Annotated in this window: 22 protein-coding genes; 17 read left to right on the top strand and 5 right to left on the bottom strand. The window is 44.6% G+C overall.

The genetic code is table 11. The annotated features are described in order from the left end of the window. Positions 1–25: 25 nt before the first annotated feature. From OEY58_19685 to OEY58_19675, 3 genes are all read left to right on the top strand, one after another. On the top strand, positions 26–364 hold the full coding sequence (locus tag OEY58_19685) for a hypothetical protein (protein MDH5327682.1): 339 nt from the start codon (positions 26–28) through the stop codon (positions 362–364). Positions 365–974: 610 nt separating this feature from the next. Further along, positions 975–1,325 (top strand): DUF3768 domain-containing protein, encoded by a 351-nt coding sequence (locus tag OEY58_19680; protein MDH5327681.1) that lies wholly within the window; start codon positions 975–977, stop codon positions 1,323–1,325. A 57-nt stretch (positions 1,326–1,382) separates the two neighbouring features. Beyond that, positions 1,383–1,889, top strand: coding sequence for a SprT-like domain-containing protein (locus tag OEY58_19675; protein ID MDH5327680.1), 507 nt, complete (start codon positions 1,383–1,385; stop codon positions 1,887–1,889). A 43-nt stretch (positions 1,890–1,932) separates the two neighbouring features. On the opposite strand, the gene OEY58_19670 is transcribed toward OEY58_19675, so the two are convergent. Next, positions 1,933–2,133 carry a hypothetical protein gene (locus OEY58_19670; GenBank protein MDH5327679.1) on the bottom strand — a complete coding sequence of 67 codons (201 nt, stop codon included), beginning with the start codon at positions 2,131–2,133 and terminating at the stop codon, positions 1,933–1,935. A gap of 521 nt (positions 2,134–2,654) precedes the next feature. Here OEY58_19670 and OEY58_19665 point away from each other — a divergent pair. Next, a complete protein-coding gene (locus OEY58_19665; protein MDH5327678.1) occupies positions 2,655–3,401 on the top strand; it encodes a SprT-like domain-containing protein in 747 nt (248 codons plus the stop codon). Between the two features lie 208 nt (positions 3,402–3,609). Continuing rightward, a complete protein-coding gene (locus OEY58_19660; protein ID MDH5327677.1) occupies positions 3,610–4,098 on the top strand; it encodes a hypothetical protein in 489 nt (162 codons plus the stop codon). Between the two features lie 86 nt (positions 4,099–4,184). Here OEY58_19660 and OEY58_19655 read toward each other — a convergent pair whose 3' ends face one another. The 4 genes from OEY58_19655 to trfA all read right to left on the bottom strand — a co-directional run bounded on the left by OEY58_19655 (position 4,185) and on the right by trfA (position 6,833). Next, a complete protein-coding gene (locus tag OEY58_19655) occupies positions 4,185–4,487 on the bottom strand; it encodes a hypothetical protein (protein MDH5327676.1) in 303 nt (100 codons plus the stop codon). Beyond that, on the bottom strand, positions 4,453–5,088 hold the full coding sequence (locus OEY58_19650; protein MDH5327675.1) for a ParA family protein: 636 nt from the start codon (positions 5,086–5,088) through the stop codon (positions 4,453–4,455). The genes OEY58_19655 and OEY58_19650 overlap by 35 nt, the downstream gene beginning before the upstream one ends. Before the next feature lie 32 nt (positions 5,089–5,120). Next, positions 5,121–5,606: a DUF4158 domain-containing protein gene (locus OEY58_19645; protein MDH5327674.1), complete on the bottom strand. Its 486-nt coding sequence runs from the start codon at positions 5,604–5,606 to the stop codon at positions 5,121–5,123. A 396-nt stretch (positions 5,607–6,002) separates the two neighbouring features. Then, positions 6,003–6,833 carry a plasmid replication initiator TrfA gene (gene trfA / locus OEY58_19640; GenBank protein MDH5327673.1) on the bottom strand — a complete coding sequence of 277 codons (831 nt, stop codon included), beginning with the start codon at positions 6,831–6,833 and terminating at the stop codon, positions 6,003–6,005. Positions 6,834–7,650: 817 nt separating this feature from the next. On the opposite strand from trfA, the gene OEY58_19635 reads away from it, so the two are divergent. The 12 genes from OEY58_19635 (at position 7,651) to OEY58_19580 (ending at position 17,104) form a co-directional block, all read left to right on the top strand. Continuing rightward, positions 7,651–8,454 (top strand): hypothetical protein, encoded by an 804-nt coding sequence (locus OEY58_19635; GenBank protein MDH5327672.1) that lies wholly within the window; start codon positions 7,651–7,653, stop codon positions 8,452–8,454. Positions 8,455–10,153: 1,699 nt separating this feature from the next. Next, entirely contained in the window at positions 10,154–10,354 is a 201-nt protein-coding gene (locus OEY58_19630; GenBank protein ID MDH5327671.1) for a type II toxin-antitoxin system prevent-host-death family antitoxin, read from the top strand. Continuing rightward, positions 10,354–10,734, top strand: a complete 381-nt coding sequence (locus OEY58_19625; GenBank protein ID MDH5327670.1) for a type II toxin-antitoxin system VapC family toxin — start codon at positions 10,354–10,356, stop codon at positions 10,732–10,734. Before OEY58_19630 ends, OEY58_19625 begins: the two co-directional genes overlap by 1 nt. A gap of 74 nt (positions 10,735–10,808) precedes the next feature. Next, positions 10,809–11,453, top strand: a complete 645-nt coding sequence (locus OEY58_19620; protein MDH5327669.1) for an AAA family ATPase — start codon at positions 10,809–10,811, stop codon at positions 11,451–11,453. Positions 11,454–11,467: 14 nt separating this feature from the next. Then, positions 11,468–12,379, top strand: a complete 912-nt coding sequence (locus OEY58_19615) for a ParB/RepB/Spo0J family partition protein (GenBank protein MDH5327668.1) — start codon at positions 11,468–11,470, stop codon at positions 12,377–12,379. Between the two features lie 358 nt (positions 12,380–12,737). Beyond that, entirely contained in the window at positions 12,738–13,142 is a 405-nt protein-coding gene (locus OEY58_19610; GenBank protein MDH5327667.1) for a hypothetical protein, read from the top strand. Next, on the top strand, positions 13,139–14,317 hold the full coding sequence (locus OEY58_19605; protein ID MDH5327666.1) for a hypothetical protein: 1,179 nt from the start codon (positions 13,139–13,141) through the stop codon (positions 14,315–14,317). The genes OEY58_19610 and OEY58_19605 overlap by 4 nt, the downstream gene beginning before the upstream one ends. A 447-nt stretch (positions 14,318–14,764) precedes the next feature. After that, positions 14,765–15,133: a single-stranded DNA-binding protein gene (ssb, locus tag OEY58_19600; GenBank protein ID MDH5327665.1), complete on the top strand. Its 369-nt coding sequence runs from the start codon at positions 14,765–14,767 to the stop codon at positions 15,131–15,133. 73 nt (positions 15,134–15,206) lie between these two features. After that, on the top strand, positions 15,207–15,578 hold the full coding sequence (locus tag OEY58_19595; GenBank protein ID MDH5327664.1) for a hypothetical protein: 372 nt from the start codon (positions 15,207–15,209) through the stop codon (positions 15,576–15,578). After that, positions 15,575–16,639: a DUF945 domain-containing protein gene (locus tag OEY58_19590; protein ID MDH5327663.1), complete on the top strand. Its 1,065-nt coding sequence runs from the start codon at positions 15,575–15,577 to the stop codon at positions 16,637–16,639. The genes OEY58_19595 and OEY58_19590 overlap by 4 nt, the downstream gene beginning before the upstream one ends. Positions 16,640–16,719: 80 nt before the next feature. Next, positions 16,720–16,893, top strand: a complete 174-nt coding sequence (locus tag OEY58_19585; GenBank protein ID MDH5327662.1) for a hypothetical protein — start codon at positions 16,720–16,722, stop codon at positions 16,891–16,893. Then, positions 16,874–17,104: a hypothetical protein gene (locus tag OEY58_19580; protein ID MDH5327661.1), complete on the top strand. Its 231-nt coding sequence runs from the start codon at positions 16,874–16,876 to the stop codon at positions 17,102–17,104. The genes OEY58_19585 and OEY58_19580 overlap by 20 nt, the downstream gene beginning before the upstream one ends. The last annotated feature ends 103 nt before the right edge of the window (positions 17,105–17,207 follow it).

The raw sequence follows: 17,207 nt of genomic DNA, 5'->3' as shown, positions 1-17,207 counted from the left end.
CTTTCTCTGATTTGGAGCGAAATAAATGGATAATGAATTACCACTCTTTGATTTAGCAGATCACATCTATCGTGTTTTGTCAGTGCAGCAACAAAACGTTTATTTAAAACACATTTTGTCGGCGTTGGTTTACAGTGCGCCCCTCGATGGTGAATCATCCGATGCCTTGGAGGTGTTCGGTGATTATCAATGGGAACCACGCCCTGGTGTGGATTCGGGTCTATTTGATGATTTGCTTGAGAAAGGCCATAGCGGATCGATGGACCCAGGCCAGTTGGACCAATTCATGGACATGGTAACTGCAACGGGCCAGGTGCATTTGTATTTCTGGATTCGTAAAGCGTTGGGTGTTTTGAAGGAATAGCGTTTGATCTATTTGGTGCACTCCCAGTTTGATAGCTGGGAGTGTGCTGAGTGGTGGTGTAGGTGTGGAATATTTCTCGGGTTAATGTCGCTGCTGTCATTGGTCTTGTGGCCCAATGCCAGCGGCGTCTTTTTGTTGGTCGCTCTACCAGCTCGCAGACTGCGCTCGCTCGTGCCGCTTAGGACAGCGGGCAGGCTCTGCCGGTGCGGTGGAGCTTGGTTCGTTGTTTCACTATTTGTATCTCGCCACCTCACCGGCAAAGCCTGCCCTTCCCTGTCCATTGCGCTTCCACGTCCGTGTGAAAGCGCTCAAGATTAAATCCTAGATCAAAATCAAAGCCTAAGTTCAAAACACTCTTTCGGTTGCGCTGCGCGCAGTTTATTTACCTATCACCCCTGGGGCGGGACTAAAGGGTAGCATAGAACCTGGCTTCGGCAAGGCCTGCTCCGTTATCTTCCGCGCTACATAAAACCCATTCCGCTTGTGCAGACACCGTTTCAGGCCTGGCCTACGCCAGAACCTATGCCTAAAACCCCTTTTTCCCTTTAAGCCCCAGGGGCGATGTTTTTTTAAAGATCAATAAAAGATGGAAACAATGGAGGGTTAGAGCATGAGTACAGTGACAAATTTGCAGACTTTTAAGTTAGAACGAATTGCCCAATTGAATGATGCGTTTCGTCGTTCGTTTATTGGTGGTCGTGTGGTGTTAACCCAGGGCGTTTATGCCTTGGATCAAAAAGTACAGGACGAAATATTTCAAAAGGTGATGACGTTCGGTGATTTTAATGAGGATAACGATCCCTACGGTGAACACGATTTTGGTTGTGTTGAGCATTTGGGGCGAAAATATTTTTTTAAAATCGATTATTACGCCGAGGACATGAAACATCGGTCTGAAGATCCAGCCAATGCCCGTGTGACGAATCGTGTGTTAACGATTATGCGCGCAGAGGAATACTAGTGAACCCTCTTTGAGCGCCATGTTAGGCGCTCTTTTTTTTAACAGGTGATAAGAATCATGAAATATTTAAGTCAGCAACAAAAGGATCAATTGGTTAAAGCGACTGTCGATTGTATCGACAAAGCCAATTTGTTATTGCCGGATCAACGCATTGAGCCGGTCGATGTGACGTTTGATATTCGAGGCACAAAAGCCGGTGAATATAGGCCATTGGAATTGCGTATTCGTTATAACCCACATATCGCGGCTAATCAGTTTGATGAATTTGTTGGTCGTACCGTGGTACACGAAGTTGCTCACCATGTGGTTCGCCAGGTGTATTCTCGCAGAGTGCGTGCCCATGGGCGGGAGTGGCGGTCCGTCATGCGGATGTTGGGTGCAACGGATATCAATCGGTGTCATCGATACGATATGTCAGGGGTCAAAGTGAAAAGCCAACGGCGGTTTTTGTATCGGTGTCATTGTAGAGAGCATCAGATTACAACTACTCGGCACAATCGTTCACTGCGTGGAACGGTTTATCGCTGCGTAGCATGCCGGTTGCCATTGGTATTTGTGGGTTAGGGTTACGCGCTGAGTGTATCCAGCCGTGCCAGTCTGGATTCTCTCAGCCCTCATAATAAGTTGAGCGATAGGATAATGGAACAGGAATATATACCACCACTACAAAGGGCGATTCAGCCGACTGAATCAGTACCCATTGCGATTGTCTGGCCGCATCTTCCAGTGCGTACTCGTCAGATATTTTTGAGCATTGCTGGTATTCCGCACGATGGACTGACCGACAAAGCTTGGTTTGATCTGCCACGGCATTTTCGTACTGCGATTGTTAGGGAATTGAGTCAGTTGGTTTGATAGGTATGTATCATTCGGGGTTTCGGATACACCGCCTATTTTTTATACTTTTTAACGAAAGCCTTTTGTACCAGGCTTTCCACTCGGTTCTACCTCTACCTATCCACAATTTCAGTGGATAGGTGTGAAACAATCCACGCCTTTTAACCCGGTACGCTCTTTTCATAATCCTGGACTCCGGCGGAATGCGGCATTGCTTTCAATGCCGCTTCATTTTCCTTACAGTTCCCGCATTATTAGCAGTATAAGTTTTATTATTATTAAGATTATTTTTAATCTTTTCATACTTTTCTCCTTTTTCACCCGTGTTTTTTGTGGGCTAAAGGTATTTAGCTAACTACGCGATAAACTCATTTTTTCTTTAGTCCTTTCTTAGAGTTCCAGAATCTTATCAGTGTGTAATTGAGTAATTGTGTATATTTATTGATTCTGTTATAGTTGTTTCGTACGATACAAATTTGGAGGGCTATATAAGTGACTGTTGCCAGCAAACCCACGGATGAATTCTACGGCGCTTTAACTCGCGCTTACGCGCATTTCAATAAACGCTTGTTCAATGGACAGTTACCAGCGTGCCTAATAACGGCTCAACGGCAACGTAATGTTATGGGCTATTTCTCTAAGAACCGCTGGAATAATGGTGCCGGTGATGTTGTACATGAGATCGCGCTTAACCCCTCGTATTTTGGCAATCACAAAATAATCGAGGTGTTTCAGACTCTCGTCCATGAGCAGTGTCACCTTTGGCAGCATGAGTTTGCTAAGCCATCGAGAGGTGGGTACCACAACAAACAATTCGCCGAACGTATGCTGGCTATCGGTCTCGTCCCAAGCGACACAGGAGCGCCAGGCGGTAAAACGACGGGCCAACGCATGTCGGACTATCCAGATCCGGACGGACTGTTTCTGAAGGCTTGTAAAGAGCTGGCCAGGTCTGACAATGTACTGCCCTGGGTAGATCGGTTCCCGGCATATCGAGAGTCATGCCAGGTTAGAGAGTCGAGCACTGATGGTGAGAACGATAATAATATCCAAAGTGATGTGGAGAATATTTTGTTCGCCGATTTCACTGTCTTGATACCAAGCGTTGAGAATGATACTCCCCCGCCCGTTGCTAAAAACAAAGTGAAATATTCTTGTATTGATTGCGGTATCAATGTTTGGGGGAAAACCGGTCTCAATTTAGCTTGTACAGATTGTGATATGGAGTTGGTAAGTTAAAAGTGAAATGCTTACTCGATTAACTTATTAATGTCGGTTTGCAAGTCTTCGAAGTCGTCCACTCGTATGTCGATCACTGGAAAACCTCGACTATCGGTTTTCTCCCTATGACGTCCAGGATAGTTTGGATGGTAATCGGATTTGGCACCGTTACAACCGCGGCAACTCAATAATAGATTGGTCGGATCATTCTCACGATGTTTTGCGTATGTTCATATTGAAAAATAATGGTGAATTAGGCGCACGAAAAGGGGATCAAATGGAACGCGTAAAATTCAACATCATACGACTGCTTGATTTAAAACAAACGCATTTCATTAAACGCAGAGCAGAGTGCATAGAGTATTACTCTGCATTAGAAGATCTATTGATATACGATGACGGTAGTAACGCCACAAAAAAAGTACAAAATATACTCGTAAGAAAATGTGCCGAGAAATATTCATTTGTTAAAGCATTTGGATTAACCGTATCAAGCCAAGCTTTAGATCTTATATTAGAATATATCGAAACCAACTATAGTGATAACAGCGCAGTAAAGGTCAATCTTCGAGCGAGACCAGAAAACGATGAAATGGTATTATTAACGAAAATAGACGCATCGATCGATATACAAGATATGATTACGTTTGAAGATGACAAAGCGAGTTTTCACAATACTTTATTGCCACTATTTTTGTCTGACTCCCCAACCTAACTGATATGATATCATTTTTCGATTTACTTTATGACTTCATTCGCCGTTTCAATGGCATCATGTTGTTTTGTTGTCATGTTGGCTTTTTAGGCCAATGGCGTTCGCCCTTTTTTTACAAACAAATCATTTATCGCTTCTCTAAATAGTTCCTGGACTGTCGTATCTTCTTCCAGGGCGATCTGTTTAAGCTGTTTCTGTGCTTCCGGCTCGATATATCCTGTCACCGCCTTTTTTCCTACCCTGCTTGGAGGGACAGGCAGTTTATTTACAACGACGACCTGTTCTCTGACTGTTTTCTCTTTCACCGGCTCCACGATTTGTTCTTTTGGAGCCGGACGATTTTTAGCAGCCCCGCTAAGCGCCGACGCTAATGAGGTTTTCTTCGGCATTTTCCGTACTCCTAATTATTGCTTCTAAATCGGTTGGTATGCCAACATGTTGACATGTATACAGGTAAAGCTGTGCGACCTCTTCTGCTGCCTTACCTTCCGGTTCATACTCGATAACACCCTGCCCTGCTGTCAGCGAATGAAAAAATGCGTGGCGGTAGCTTAGGACTGGCGCGATCTCCAACCCCTGAGCGTTTACGACTTCTTTGGCTTCTCCACTTAGGCTTCCTCGGGGTGGCACTGCATTAAGGGCGACAAAGGCATCTGCTTTGGCTATTTTGATTAAATCAATGGTTTTACTGATTGCCAATAAATCGAGAATCGCGGCCCTAGTTGGAATAATGACAGTATCGGCTGCTCTTGCAGCATCTAAGGCGGATTTTTCTGAATGCGGCGCAGTATCAATAAATAAAACCTCGACACCTTGTTCTTTGGCTTCCTGCATAACATGTGGCAGTCGGGATGGCTGCGATGAAATAATAACTGGGTTTTCTGCATCCCTTTGGTCGCCCCATTCTGCGGCGGATGCCTGCGGATCTATATCTATTATTGCCGAGGTTTTTCCATCCATCCCAGCTGCTACCGCCAGATTGATCGTCATCGTGGTTTTCCCTGCACCACCTTTCTGTGATATCACTGAATCGCGATTTTGTGAGTGGACAAATATTCGATCGAAGCGTCAAACAGGAAACGAGGATGCGCCCAACTCGTTGCTTGATTTAGCAGATGATCGACAAGTTGGGATTGATGCAGTTTATCCTTCCAATTGGCATAGCCCAATATCTTAAGAACACGATCATAGACCCGAGACTTCTGATCAGGCTTCAGCTTGAATCGGCGGAACTTAAAGCCTCCAAAGTGCTGTTCTGCAATAAACCTTAAGTCGGGATGCATTTGCAGGTAATTGGGACTTAAAAGGATCGGTTTACACTTGAAATATCCGAGCAAAGCAACAGCGACACATTGAAGCTTTTTATCTCGCAACTGGCTGATTTTATGCCACTCTCGATCGTTCAGAGCAAAATAGAACTGTTGATAACTCTGATTAAAATCCGGTACACCATATAGGTCTTCAATTTCCGCCTGGTTCAGAATTGAAATTCGTTTATTTTTGTTCATTTATCGGCCTAAAAGGCCGGAGAAGATACCCTATCTGGTGTAAAATGAAAACAATTCCATCGCTACAGCCCAATAACGACGGGCGTTTCAGAGGGCTATGCAATATTTGGAGGGAAATTCCCTAGAACCCCTAACGCATTGTTTTTGCTGCACTGAAAATAAGTAAATCGAAAAATACACCGTCAATTATATTTATTAAATATCATAAAGTTACGTGAGAAGTGGCTGCATTCTACGCGAATCGTGGCCGAACCCCCTATTAACAATAATACGGGGCGGATCTGGATTTATTTTCATGCTTGCTTGAGAAAGGCCATAACGGATCGATGAACCGTTTCTGCTTGGGTTGAGGATTTTCACACTTTGTATTCGATATTCTGTGGTTTAGAGGGATCTCTACGCTTTTTTTACATGCACTTTGTCATTTGCATCTATTTCATACCCTTTAATAAACCCGACTTTCACAAGATCATCGAGCGACTTTTTCAATGTTGCTCTGAACACACTCAGTTTCTTGGTGGCCGCTTCGCTCATTTTCATAATACTCTTTACTTCCATTGGTTCTTCATAACTTGTATAAAATGAATGAAGCCATTGGGCAACAGGTTTTTTCAGTTTTAGCCTTTGCTCCCAGTGTAGCTGGCTGTAATCCTCAGAATCGAACAGTTTGATGACTTCCGGCTCAATCCATACGATCCACTCGCGCAGATTTTTCTCTTTTTCTTCATCGAAGTATACGAATTTCCTTATCAATGAACCGTTGTAGTTTATCTTCGGTTTCGAGGATTGTATTTTGAGCCCATTTGCGTTTAACCGATCCATGCATTCGATGAGTCTTTTGTAATGGTTTTGGCCACTGACAGGCCATCCAATATTTTTTAAAAAATCTGAGGGTTTAAAAGTGATGTATTCGCCCCAGGGCTTTAGCCTGGCATAATGTAGCAGTTGGAGAAATACCGTTTCATCATCCTGGCGTAGCTCTTCACCGGTATATAGGATATTCGTTCCTTTTATTGCGGTGACAATGTGATTTTTTAGTTGTCGCCTAAGCGTTTTCTTAAACCGTACGTTGAACAATGCCGATCGTGCTATGGTGTTAGGGATACCGCGTGAAGGTTCTGGCCAGATTGGTAACTGTAAGACAACGGTGTTGTCTGTGTGCACATTTTTGATAGGTTTATCAGATTCCGTACTGCGTTCCAAAAGCTCTGTAGAGCTATCGGTCATCGTCCTACCCCTTAGTTATGTGTTATGAGCAATATATTGCGTTTTGTATCATAGTCAAGCAATGTTTCACCTAACCTGCTGACCGATTACATCCCAGAAGCGGTTTTTAGTCCATTTGGCGGTCGATTCTCTACTGACTTATTACATCCCTTTCCGTATTAAAAGATATTGCTAATCTATTCAAATAGATAGATACTTTTGTGTTTAACATGATCCCATTCTGTCGTTGTTTATCGTATTTCATTCCGTTATCCCGGTGAAATGTAGTTGTTTCCATTTCTTTATTGATAGGTATTTCAATACTTTATGTGGCATGTCCTTTTTTGTAGTCATAATAAGTACTGACACAAAAGATATATATCCCAATTTGTCGTTTCTGACTAATTACTCTAAGCGGTTTTTACTCCAGCGAATTAAGCCGATGTGTATTTAAAACCCCGAATGTTGCTTACTGACTTATCACATCCCTGTCATACTTGATGATAACGTGAGTACTGACCTATCACATTTCGCTTGACTTGCTTTGCGCCCACCGTATATCTTGTGTCAAATTAGTTATAGCAGCACTATATATTGATTATTTTTTAGTCAGAGGACAGAATACGAAGAATTTGTAAGAGCTGAAAAAAAACCCGCTGTAAGCGCAGCGGGTTTTTTAAATATCGTTTAGTTAACTTTTTCCGGGTTTTCTAAACAAGAACACTCAAAACAATCACCTAAAGTGGTGAGGGCTTTTTTGTGCCCCACTATCACGCGATGGATAGCAATAGGGAATAGTTTAATTAACAAGAAAATAAAGTCAATACAATGCGAGCGTATGGCGCATGTTTCTGATTATTTTTCGGAGACTATTGGCTATTCTACCATCAACACGTCAAATTCTCGTGGTTTTGCTCACGACAGCGAGACTATGCGCGCTGCTTTTTCGAAAAATCTGGACCGTTTCAAACAACACCGTGAAACGGTGTACCGATTGCCTCCTCTGGATAAATATCCTCACTACGTCCAAGAGACGATCAATCGTATCGAACGGTTGTTCTGTTCTGGTGTTGGTTGGCACACGAAGTCGTATTCGACGAAGTTGTGGGATCGGTTTCGATACCATGATGACAAACACAATAAAGACGGTCGCCGCAGGAAGGTGCGAGATCAGTTTCTATTGTCAATGGAGCGTGTTATTCGTTGCTTGGTGTTTAAATGCAATATCCAGCCAAACCACCGTTTAACCAATCTGGAAGTAAACGACCTGGCGTTGGTGGATATTGCCCATTGGACCGGCTTATCGTTGACCACGGTGAACGATTGCATTGATAAACTCAAATTGCTGGGACTCTATCGCTCACAACCCATTAAAATCAAAAAACGCGATGAATCCGGAGCGATTTATTATCGTGAAAGTAAATCGAAAAAATGGCTCACGTGGAAATTATTTGATTTGCTAGGGATGAAGAAGAAAATTAAAAAGAATCTGAGTAGCCGGGTCGAGCAATCCAAGTCACACCGTGGTCAGGCGAAGACACCGAGTCAGTTCAACAAGCCGAGAAAATCACACACTGAGAAAACAGCATCGAATTCGCTCAATGAGATACGCGGGTTACTGGGTTCAGCTGACCCGCCTTGATGAGTACCGCCTCCCTCCCCTACTCTTGTTCTAACGAGTTTTCGTTAGCGGTCGCTATTACTCTTCCATTTGCTTCCGTCACTTTATTACGCTTTATACAAGCACTGTAAGCGTCTTTTTCCGGACTTGCTCTGACCAAACCCCTTTCCGAGGCCTACCAGGGTTCCATCTCCCTGGAATATAGTAAATTAAATCGCATTGCGGATAAGTGTGTGTGTAATGATCAATATAAATCGCATTCTTTTTAGAGCATTATTTGAAATAAATCGGATTCGTATTTATCTGTTTAACTAATTCAGTAGATTTACACCAATAATTGGATACTGGTGCTATCGCACCGGTAAACCCCTTTTTACATTACCCGCGCCACAACATCTATAACTGCAACTACATCACTCGACACATCCACCCTGCTATATTCTACAAACCGTTCGAATACATTCAATGGAAATACAGCACTTCCACTCGTTCAACCATCGTGCCAAAACGTTTTTGGTTGTCCAATAAAGGTGTGGGTTAACGAATATTGTATGGCGCTTTATTTTGTTCTTATACTCGTTCCGGGCTATGCATTCGTTCTACTTTTTAACGCTGGCTTCGTTCTACGTATATCTTTACTATGTTGAACAATTCCTGCTGGTTTTTACTATTAATTCTGATCAAATAAACAATAATCGCCAAACACACTATTAGAGTTAATTGAACAAAATCAAAGCGTTCCAATATGGGCCACACTTTGCCTAACGCACTTATGAGTTCATTTTTATCCACTGTTCGCCCCTTTTTAAAGTCAACAGCATTTCTCCGAGTGTGTCGCTCGGATTACAAATGAACCGACAAGAAAATAAGCATTGGATGGTTGATCAACAGATCGCTTTGTTACATAATGCGCTGCCTTGATTTTACGTCAAGCGACTTGGTCAATTGTTAAGCTTTGTGCTTATTTTCGTCGATTCTCTAAGTCAATAGAGAAGGACTTTGGTGGTGCAAAGTCCTTCTCGCCTTCGATCTACTTCATACCGCGTTTCCGTTACTCACGTTTGAGCCATTTAACTTCCAATTTCCGGCTACCAGCGGTTAACGCATCCTTATCCCCCTTAGCGTTTAAGTGCTGTAAAAAGCGGGCTGGAAGCTTAACTGTACCGGGCAAAAAAATCAATTGAATCGCTGATAGCTAGAATCAAGTACTATTATGTATAGTGTTTTCAGTAGGTTGCGGATGTCTGAACTTCCTTAATTGGAGAAACGCTATGTGCCTTGACCACCAGTTTCGAAGACCTGTCTACCAATTCCACCACATAGGTGCGATACAACCGCCAAATATAACGGAAATCTGACTTTCCAAATTCACTTGTTTTCTTTATCTTTTCAGTCGCTTAGTAACTTACAGTTGATGCGCTATGTACAGACTTTGGTGCTTTGGTTGGTAAACAAAACGAAATTGGATAATCCACCATACTAACTTGGTTACCATCACTTGCGAGGATGTTAACGCTGAGAGTTTCCTCTATTTCTAGTGATCCACTCTAATGCGTCTAACACCGGGCGATGTAGAACATTGTTCGATCGAAACTGTAGTACTTTATCTAATCCAATTCGACCTGGATCTGATTTTAATTGCATGAACTTACTTAATTCATTGACGCCTACAATATTAGTGGCTACCATTGGCTACAATGGTTCACTATTCGGTGTACAAATGAAATCATTTAACATGCGTGACGCAAAAAATACGCTTTCAAAAATCGTCGAGCACGTGGAAAGCGAGAAAGAAGAAGTCTTCATTGCAAGGCGTGGTATCCCCTGCGCTCGGATCGCACCGGTTAAAAAAATGGTGCATCGGCCTAAGGGTTTGCTGAAAGGAAAAATTAAAATCAAACAGGATTTGGACACGTTGTAATGCAAGTATTGCTGGATACCTCGATTTTGTTGATGTGGCTGCGAGATGATAAGAAGTTGCCAAAGAAAGTGACTGAGATTATTTCGGATGCGGATAACGACATTTTTGTTAGCGCAGCCAACGTTTGGGAAATTTCCCGAAAGAAAAGAGACGGTGCCATTGATATTGATATGGACGATTTAACCGGCGCGATCAAAAAGAGTGGTTTTGAGATGTTACCGTTGTCGGCGGCGCACACGGCCCAGGTGGATTTATTGCCAGAGTACCACGACGATTTGTTTGATCGCTTGTTATTAGCTCAAAGCGCAGTTGAACCGATGCGATTATTAACACGCAATAAAGTAATGAAAAATTACGGGGGGAACGTCATTTTAGTTTGAATTTGCGCATGCGCAAATGAGACTGGGATTGACCTCCCCTGCCCCTATTTCCTTGGACTTTAAGGTATAAAACGATGGCTAAAATCATTTCGATTATTAACCCAAAAGGTGGGTGTGGAAAAACCACCCTATCCACCAATATTTCGAGAGGTCTGCAAAAACGTAACTTTTCGGTCATTATTGGCGATTGTGATCCGCAAGGCTCTGCGCGAGATTGGTTTGCGATGACCGGTGAAGATAGCGACTATGCGCCTGTGTACGGCATCGATAGGCCGCAATTGGTCAATGGTATCGCCAAGGTTAGCGCCGACAAAGATTTTGTTATCATAGACGGCCCAGCGACCGATATGTCGATCAATGCAGAGGCTGTGAAAATCGCTGATGTGGTTATGATTCCCGTAAATCCTTCTCCATACGATATATGGGCTTGCGGTGGATTGGTGGATCTGGTTAAGACGCGCCAGAGCGTGACCGATGGGCATCCTTACTCTAAGTTTGTTATTACACGGCAAAAGCCCAATGCGTCTTTATCGGAGGAAGTTCGTTCGGCGTTAAGCGATCAGGATATGCAATTTTTTGAAGGTTGCACTTATGATCGAGAGATTTATAAACAAACCGCTGCTCGCGGTGAAAGTGTTTATGAAAGCTCGAATAAAAATGCTAAAGCGGAATTGGATCTTATTATCGATGAAATTGTGGACACGATAAGGACTCTATAAACATGGGAACCAGTATGACGAATTTTAAGGTTGGTGGCGGTTTAGGTAATAAGCCGACGCGTCAATCGGAATTAGATAGTGAGCTGGAAAAAATGTTGGTGGAGGGTGAACACAGCAAAATTTCTGTTGAGATGATTAATCCAGATCCGCAACAACCACGAAAGAAAATGGTGAACTTGGAGAAATTAGCCGATTCGCTGACTAAAAATGGCCAGATACAGCCCATTGTATTACGAAAAGATGCAGTTAATTTGGGTCGTTTTATTATTGTTGCTGGGGAACGTCGTTGGCGAGCAGCGCAAATCGCCGGTTTCGATGCTGTCGAAGCCATTGTTCGTGATTTCTCCAGCGCTGAATTGCAGAAAATTACTCGTTTGCAAATGGCTGAAAACAGAGACAGGGAATCGTTAACGCCTTTGGAAGATGCCACCTGGCACTTGAATTATGTCAACAATTTCTTCGGTGGCGATCAGACGAAGGCCGCAGAGGATCTAGGCGTTTCAGACTCTTATGTTTCCAATCGGTTGATGATTCTGAAAGCGGATGATGAAGTCCTTGAATTTGCGGATGAGGATGTAACCAGAGATATTAATACGATTGTTTATCTCAAACGTTTGTACGAGAAAAATAAAAAGTCGGCCCGATCCTGGATGAAGGATGCTCGCGCCGATAAGGTTCCTGGGTCGTTAAGGACGTCTGTACAGGAAGTTTTGAAGGAAACAAAAGAGAAAACCAAGACTAAGACCAAAAGCAAAAAAATGCTCACCCCAAAACCTGGGCGCGAGGCCGCAGTCAAGTTGCTAGGTAAGAAACCGATTTTATCGATCAGTTTTAATGGCAAAGAAGAACAACGTTATACGCTGGATAAAGCGGATTTGGCACGGTTGACTAAAGAGCTGGCTGCGGCAAAAAAATCGTTAAAGTAATCGCTATTTGCGCATGCGCAAATTTGGTGGATTTTAGTGTTTTTCATTGATGTGAATAGGGAAGGGGTTATTTGTGGCTGTTAAGAAGAAAACGACGAAACAATCAACTGACGATATGACGCGTTTGAATGTTGAAATAGAGTCGGCAATATACGCTCAGATTAAAGCGCGATGCGCGCTTGAAAGAAAGTCTATCAGCGAAGCCACCCGAGAGCTGTGGATTAGTCACTTAAAAACAAATTTGTAATTTGTATCGATTGAGTATTTACTCAAATTTAAAATAGTGTATACTGGTTTCCTCAGTTGCGGTGTTACCGTTCTTCACGGATAAGAAGGAATCAGGAAGGAAGGGGGGGTAATGGTCATTCATCTGTATCGCTCAGCTCACCAGGCGCTTTTTGCTTGTGCCGTGTTCCTTTTTGGCGCTAACTTCTATTTTCTTCTGAATGCCGATTTCTTGTTGCGAGGGGGCCAGAGCTATTGGATCGCGTTGGTGCTCCAGCTGGCCGAGCTGATTTGTGTTCTCGATATGTTTCTAATCAGACAGCCATATTGGCGCGCAGGGATGTTTGTAGCGTTGATTATGACGGGTCTTTATTCGGCACTTTCCATGTCTATTGGCAATTATTCTCTGTTCAGTTTTATTGAGGATGAGGGGATGCAAATCGTTTATACCATTGCCTTTTTCTGTGTTCTTAAGCTATCGCTGTATTCGATGGTGTACCTAACCGTTGCATCCAAACGTCTGGAGGTTGTTGAATGAATGGGTTGAGTCGTTTTGTCGCGTTCCACAATTGGGTGATTGCACTGGGTGCATTAATCATGGTGTACGCGGGCTATTACCTTGTTTTGGGGTTTTCGCAGATCGACGTGGCGCAAGACAGTAAAACGATGTTTGTGCTGTTTGGCGTATTTATTCAATGTATGGAAGCGGTTTGTTTTTTTGGTGCGACGGTGACACGAAACATGGCTTGGCGTTTTGCGCTTATTGCCTTCGGTATCCCGTTGTTTGCGGTGTCTGTTTTCTTCATGACGATTGCACAAATGTCTTCGTTGGAAGATGGCGAGCGCCAGGCCCAGTCTGTTGATATGCGAGCAACGCAATTGAGGGATCAAATCGCCAGCTTAGATACGACCATCGCCGGTTATCGTTTAAACGCTGAAAAACAAAGTCAATCAAAGTTTGCCCAGAGCAGGGCGTTGGGAATGGAAGCGCTGAAAGAGGCGCAGCGTTTGGAGGATCAGAAAAATCAATTGAGTCAGGAGTTGTTTGCACTGACGCAGCAACGCAAAACGACGTCCTCTGATTTGTTCGGTCAGGCAGGCAGCGCCATCGGCGTGTCCATTACCGGATATCATTTTTATTTGCTGCGCTCGTTTTTGCTGGAATTGGGGAGTATTTTGATTTTGTCTTTTGGCGGCTATTTACGGCAAGCGGCTCTACAATCGTCACAACAGGTGTCCAAAGCTAATCAACGGGTGTTTGATGCTCAGACGGCTCCTTCAGCGCCTATGGCCGCTCTGAAACCGTCTACAGCGCCCGTAGAACCGGTTTCAGAGCCTGTTGCGCCTATGACTGCCAATGACCCTGGTCTGGCGGCGTCTGAGCCGCCAGATCCGCATAGGGCGGAAGACGCTGTTACGCCGTCTAAACCCGTGAAACGCAGTACATTGACATTTCAGCGTCCTTCTAAAACAACCTCTGACCAGGTGGTGGTGCCTTTTGGTAAGAAAACGCTCCCGGTGAAACCTCCATCCAACGAGGCGTTGGCGCAAAAGGTCTTGATGGAACTGCAAAAATATGACAGCGAAAGTGAGTTGAAATCGTTGTCTCGGGATTCGATCAAAATTTATCTGGGTATTGGTAGTGGAAGAGCCACTAAGATTCTTCGGATGATCAAAGCAATGGAAAAGTCCGCTGAAATGAAAGAGACATAATCTTTCTGATTATTCGTTTCGTTGAACCTGGAAGAGGGTTGGTTTTAACGTCCCTTGGATAGGCCCTTTGTTTTTTTTCCTGCCAGGTCGTTCCAGTTGTTCATTTCTCCCGGTTTGGTTTAACCCTATTTGTCGATCGGGCGCTTGGGTGCTCGCACCACTGACCTTGCCGCCGGTCGCGTCTTACATCATTACCCGTCCGCAGTCGTGCTCGTTCCATAGTCTGTCGTGGCTAACGCCGCTGAGTAAGGGGGTTCGTTTCCAGGTCCGCCAGGTTGGACAAGAAAGGAATTTCATTGTTTGTGCCAGAATTACTCTGTAAGTCTTTAATATTTCACGTAATTTTAGTCTTTTTTGCTTGTATTATTGGATAATCCAACTATAATTATAATAGTTGAGTAATTACTCAATACTACATTTTCTCAAACAACTACAGGAGTTTTAAACATGTCTAAGTCAGTGAATAAAGTTATTTTGGTCGGTCATCTGGGCAAACGTCCGGCGCTGGAAAAAATGCCGAGCGGGGATTCAGTGGTGAATGTCTCCATCGCGACCAGCAAAAGCTGGACCGATAAAAATTCTGGCGAATTAGTAGAGGCGACCGAGTGGCACCAGTTGGCGTTTTTCAGAGGTTTGGCGGACGTGGCCGGGGAGTATTTAAAGAAAGGTTCCAAAGTCTATATTGAAGGTGAATTGAAAAACAGCAAATGGCAAGACAATAACGGCAATGATCGTTATTCAACATCCGTAGTGGTCAAAGAATTGGTCATGCTGGACGCCAAGCCACAAACTAATCAAGCCGTGAATCACGGTTAATCAAGCGCCCTTAGCTGGTGGTTGGAGCCGCCAGCGAGGGCTAAACACAAAAAACCCTGGAAGGAGTTTAATTATGTCTGGTATCAATATACCCATTAAGCAGTACGTCAAGCAAGTTTCACACGCGACATACACCGAGCAGCAACACTATTTATTCAAAGTGATATTCACAGATCGTCGAGCGTGTAAAACAAAAGAACAGCATATTCACAACGCGAAACGCGCTTTGGACGTTGCGCAAGAATTGTTTTCCATGCGTTGCGACTCTTTGTCGATTGATGATGAAGAAAACACCACGAGAACGCTGGCATTGACAATACGTTATTTTGAACAATTACTCATGCTACTCACGGACAAAACTGGGCCTTTGAACACGCCGAAAGAGATCGCAATGATTCGCGGCTTACCACCTGTTGTGCATAGCAAAACGGAGGCGGCCCAATGAATAACGGTAAAACGATTATGGAACTTGCGCAAGAGCTGCGACGACGCGACCAGGAGAAATCCGATTATTTAGTGGAAACCACCCAGCTCACAATGGAGCCAGAGCAAAACAGGTTAGTTTTAGAAGGGCAAGACCAGGCTTATCCAGTTACGGACCTGGCGCACCGCCAGCTGGCCACCTGGGCGGATATTCCGTACAAATATTATGAAAAGATGCAGGATAATAGCGCGGCTTTGTTGGCCGGTAATGTTAACCACTGGTTGCATAACCCGAAGAAACCAACCCGGCGCATGGTGCGCACATTAGACGGAGACGCCCGAGCGTTTTTGTCGAATCGATACCGACGCATTGATAACCTGGAAGTGGCCGAAGCGGCGTTGCCTATCCTGGCCGAGCTGGACGATTTGCGCGTGATATCCAGTGACGTGACCGACACGCATTTGTATATCAAGGCGCTATTTCCCAGGCTAGAGGGCGAAGTACAAGCCGGGGATTTGGTCCAGGCCGGTGTGGTGATCTCTAACAGTGAGGTAGGGTGCGGCGCTTTGAAAGTCTCCCCGCTGATCTACCGCTTAGTGTGTACCAATGGCATGGTGGCCGATGCGAGCGGGGATTATTCGCTAAACAAATACCACGTAGGCCGCAATGTGGCGGCAGACAGCACCAATTATGAAATATTCCGGGACGAAACCATGCAAGCCGATGACAGGGCGGTATTACTGAAACTGCAAGACACGGTCCGGGCGGCGTTCAGTCAGGATATTTTCAACATCTTACTGGGCAAAATGCGCGAGTCTACCGGCGGCCCAAAAATACAAATACCGACCAAAGCCGTCGAAACGCTGGGAAAAACCTGCGGCCTGAATGAATCGGAGAAAGGTAGCGTGTTGGAAAACTTGATCAAAGGCCAGGACTATAGCCGATGGGGCGCGCTTAATGCGGTCACTGAGGTAGCCAATACAAACTCCAGCTATGAGCGGTCCACAGAACTGGAGAGCATTGGAGGGCGTTTGTTGGATTTGCCGCCGAGCGCCTGGAAGCGGATCGCGGAGGCCGCCTAACAAACATGGGAACCGGGCGGACTCTAGCCGCCCGGTTGTGCTCAGGCCGCGCGGGCCAAACCCGATAAGGGGACAATGCCATGACGATGGACGAAATATTAGAATTATTTGAAAGTGACGCCTTTGATAATGATGTCCACTGCAAAGTGGATTATGTGTTAGCGAAAACGGATTTTGCCTACACCGCCGACGAACTATTGGAAATCTACGATAACGAGCGAAGGAGGGGAGTGGATGCGAACCCAGAACGTTAATTTAATTGATCTGGCCAGCGTCGAGCGGGCGCTCGGTTTGTCTGGCTCGGATTGTTCACTGTTGTTTGGTTATGATTGCGGTCATTGGTCCGCAATGAAGAACAAAAAACAGGCAATACCTAACCGGCTTAAGTGGTCGATTGAAGCCCATTTGAAATTACCATGGGAACAATTAGAGCGGTTAAAAAGTGAGCGTCTTAGTCTCAACTAACCAAAGGGCGGATACCAGTTCACGGTAATCCGCCCGCCCGCTGTTCGCCCGCCCGCTGTTCGCCCGCCCGCTGTTCGCCCGCCCGCTGTTCGCCCGCCCGCTG

The sequence above is a fragment of the Gammaproteobacteria bacterium genome (assembly GCA_029882975.1).
Lineage (GTDB): Bacteria > Pseudomonadota > Gammaproteobacteria > SZUA-152 > SZUA-152 > JAJDNG01.
Note: the sequence above shows the minus strand (reverse complement) of the source record. Positions and strands in the feature narration are given on the sequence as shown.

What these genes read in the sequence shown, in the direction of transcription:
- OEY58_19615 (MDH5327668.1), top strand. Translation starts at nt 11,468, where the DNA reads ATGACGAATTTTAAGGTTGGTGGCGGTTTAGGTAATAAGCCGACGCGT.
- OEY58_19605 (MDH5327666.1), top strand. Translation starts at nt 13,139, where the DNA reads ATGAATGGGTTGAGTCGTTTTGTCGCGTTCCACAATTGGGTGATTGCA.
- ssb (MDH5327665.1), top strand. Translation starts at nt 14,765, where the DNA reads ATGTCTAAGTCAGTGAATAAAGTTATTTTGGTCGGTCATCTGGGCAAA.
- OEY58_19610 (MDH5327667.1), top strand. Translation starts at nt 12,738, where the DNA reads ATGGTCATTCATCTGTATCGCTCAGCTCACCAGGCGCTTTTTGCTTGT.
- OEY58_19660 (MDH5327677.1), top strand. Translation starts at nt 3,610, where the DNA reads ATGTTCATATTGAAAAATAATGGTGAATTAGGCGCACGAAAAGGGGAT.
- OEY58_19675 (MDH5327680.1), top strand. Translation starts at nt 1,383, where the DNA reads ATGAAATATTTAAGTCAGCAACAAAAGGATCAATTGGTTAAAGCGACT.
- OEY58_19680 (MDH5327681.1), top strand. Translation starts at nt 975, where the DNA reads ATGAGTACAGTGACAAATTTGCAGACTTTTAAGTTAGAACGAATTGCC.
- OEY58_19645 (MDH5327674.1), bottom strand. Translation starts at nt 5,606, where the DNA reads ATGAACAAAAATAAACGAATTTCAATTCTGAACCAGGCGGAAATTGAA.
- OEY58_19685 (MDH5327682.1), top strand. Translation starts at nt 26, where the DNA reads ATGGATAATGAATTACCACTCTTTGATTTAGCAGATCACATCTATCGT.
- OEY58_19625 (MDH5327670.1), top strand. Translation starts at nt 10,354, where the DNA reads ATGCAAGTATTGCTGGATACCTCGATTTTGTTGATGTGGCTGCGAGAT.
- trfA (MDH5327673.1), bottom strand. Translation starts at nt 6,833, where the DNA reads ATGACCGATAGCTCTACAGAGCTTTTGGAACGCAGTACGGAATCTGAT.
- OEY58_19635 (MDH5327672.1), top strand. Translation starts at nt 7,651, where the DNA reads ATGGCGCATGTTTCTGATTATTTTTCGGAGACTATTGGCTATTCTACC.
- OEY58_19620 (MDH5327669.1), top strand. Translation starts at nt 10,809, where the DNA reads ATGGCTAAAATCATTTCGATTATTAACCCAAAAGGTGGGTGTGGAAAA.
- OEY58_19590 (MDH5327663.1), top strand. Translation starts at nt 15,575, where the DNA reads ATGAATAACGGTAAAACGATTATGGAACTTGCGCAAGAGCTGCGACGA.
- OEY58_19630 (MDH5327671.1), top strand. Translation starts at nt 10,154, where the DNA reads ATGAAATCATTTAACATGCGTGACGCAAAAAATACGCTTTCAAAAATC.
- OEY58_19585 (MDH5327662.1), top strand. Translation starts at nt 16,720, where the DNA reads ATGACGATGGACGAAATATTAGAATTATTTGAAAGTGACGCCTTTGAT.
- OEY58_19650 (MDH5327675.1), bottom strand. Translation starts at nt 5,088, where the DNA reads ATGACGATCAATCTGGCGGTAGCAGCTGGGATGGATGGAAAAACCTCG.
- OEY58_19595 (MDH5327664.1), top strand. Translation starts at nt 15,207, where the DNA reads ATGTCTGGTATCAATATACCCATTAAGCAGTACGTCAAGCAAGTTTCA.
- OEY58_19655 (MDH5327676.1), bottom strand. Translation starts at nt 4,487, where the DNA reads ATGCCGAAGAAAACCTCATTAGCGTCGGCGCTTAGCGGGGCTGCTAAA.
- OEY58_19580 (MDH5327661.1), top strand. Translation starts at nt 16,874, where the DNA reads ATGCGAACCCAGAACGTTAATTTAATTGATCTGGCCAGCGTCGAGCGG.